Origin of the sequence: Streptomyces aurantiacus JA 4570 (genome assembly GCF_000414115.1) — a bacterium.
In the GTDB taxonomy this organism is placed as follows: Bacteria; Actinomycetota; Actinomycetes; order Streptomycetales; family Streptomycetaceae; genus Streptomyces; species Streptomyces aurantiacus_A.
On record NZ_AOPZ01000488.1, the window covers coordinates 1 to 1,593 of the forward strand.

At 71.9% G+C, this 1,593-nt stretch carries 2 protein-coding genes; both read left to right on the top strand.

The features are described 5' to 3' along the window. Nucleotides 1-606: acyl carrier protein (locus STRAU_RS44590; protein WP_037664117.1), on the top strand; the 606-nt coding region annotated here is incomplete at its 5' end. A 169-nt stretch (nt 607-775) separates the two neighbouring features. Then, nucleotides 776-1,593 (top strand): beta-ketoacyl synthase N-terminal-like domain-containing protein (locus STRAU_RS35745; protein ID WP_037664119.1); only part of this gene is annotated, 818 nt, incomplete at its 3' end.

Here is a 1,593-nt window from a genome sequence, read left to right on the forward strand (position 1 = left end):
GGCCTGGTGCGCGCGCCCCTGCGGCGGTCCGCCGCCGGTGCCGCCACGGCCGCCCCGGCCGGCGAGGCACCCCTGCTCGCCCAGCTCGCGGGCCTCGACGCCGCGGAGCGCGACAAGGTGCTCACCGAACTGGTCTGCACCCACGTGGCGGCCGTCCTCGGCTACGAGTCCGCGGCCGCCGTGGAGGCCCACCGCGCCTTCCGTGAGCTCGGCTTCGACTCGCTCACCGCCGTCGAGCTGCGCAACGCCGTGAACGGTGCCACCGGCCTGCGGCTGCCCGCCACCCTGATCTTCGACTACCCGAACCCGGCCGCCCTCGCCGCGCACCTGGCCACGGCCCTGCCGCTGGGGGACGGCCCGGGCGGAGGCGGGCTCTCGGTGCTCGACGAACTGGACCGCCTGGAGTCGTCGTTGCTGGCCATGGAGGCCGACAGCATCGCCCACTCGAAGATCACCATCCGGCTCCAGACCCTGCTGTCGCGCTGGAGCGCACCGCAGAGCCAGGGCGCGGGCGGCACCGGCCGGGCGGACGACGACCTGGACCTGGACTCGGTCTCCGACGAGGAACTCTTCAACGCGCTCGACGACGAACTCGGACTCGACTGACGTGCCAGAAGCCCCCAGAACGCCTGAAGCACCTGAAGCACCTGAAGCAAAGCACCTGAAGCACCTGAAGCACCTGAAGCACCTGATGTACCCGAAGTGCCCGAAGTGAACCGCACGACCAGCGCCACCAGCGCGGCCTTTATCAACACCACGAGGAGCTGACGACCAGATGTCGAACGAGGAGAAGCTTCGGGACTACCTCAAGCGGACGACATCCGACTTGCGTCAAGCTCGTCGCCGTCTCCGCGAGGTGGAGGAGCGCGACCAGGAGCCCATCGCCATCGTCGCGATGAGCTGCCGCTACCCGATGAGCTGCCGCTACCCCGGCGGCGTCCGCACCCCCGAAGAGCTGTGGCGGCTCGTCGCCGACGGCACCGACGCCCTGACGCCGTTCCCCACCGACCGCGGCTGGGACGCCGACGCGCTCGCCGACCCGGACCCGGACGACGCCGACACCACGTACGCCCGCGTGGGCGGCTTCCTGCACGAGGCCGACCGGTTCGACGCCCCCTTCTTCGGCATCTCGCCGCGCGAAGCCCTCGCCACGGACCCGCAGCAGCGGCTGCTCCTGGAGACCTCCTGGGAGCTGTTCGAGCGCGCCGGCATCGACCCGGCCTCGCTGCGCGGCAGCAGCACCGGCGTCTTCGCGGGCGTCATGTACCACGACTACGCCTCCCGGCTGCACTCGGTGCCGGAGGACGTCGAGGGCTACCTCGGCACCGGCGCCTCCAGCAGCATCGTCTCCGGCCGGGTCGCCTACACCTTCGGCCTGGAGGGCCCCGCCGTCACCATCGACACGGCCTGCTCCTCGTCGCTGGTCGCCCTGCACCTGGCCGTGCAGGCGCTGCGGCAGGGCGAGTGCTCCCTGGCCCTCGCCGGCGGCGTGACCGTGATGTTCACACCGGGCACCTTCGTCGACTTCAGCAAGCAGCGCGGCCTCGCCAGCGACGGCCGCTGCAAGCCCTATGCCGAGGCCGCCGACGGCAC